This window comes from Streptomyces sp. P9(2023) (assembly GCF_032436795.1).
GTDB lineage: Bacteria > Actinomycetota > Actinomycetes > Streptomycetales > Streptomycetaceae > Streptomyces.
The window spans coordinates 1-265 of the sequence record NZ_JAUPWM010000547.1; the positions used below are offsets into that span (position 1 = coordinate 1).

Here is a 265-nt window from a genome sequence, read left to right on the forward strand (position 1 = left end):
GCGCGTCCATGACCTTCTTGCCCAAGCTGGAGGTAGAAGACCTGATTACGCGCATGTCGAAGGCAACGGTATTGATGGGTGTGCCCACGTTCTACACCCGCCTGCTGCAATCACCCCGGCTCGATCGGCAGGCCACCGCCCACATGCGGCTGTTCATCTCCGGTTCGGCACCCTTGCTGGCCGACACTCATGAAGCCTTCGAGGCCCGCACCGGCCATGCGATTCTCGAGCGCTACGGCATGACCGAAAGCAACATGAACACCTC

Annotated in this window: 1 protein-coding gene; it reads left to right on the plus strand. The window is 61.1% G+C overall.

Features of this window, described 5'->3' with window-relative positions:
* Positions 1–17 precede the first annotated feature (17 nt).
* Positions 18–265 (plus strand): AMP-binding protein (locus Q5762_RS38660; RefSeq protein ID WP_315896994.1); only part of this gene is annotated, 248 nt, incomplete at its 3' end.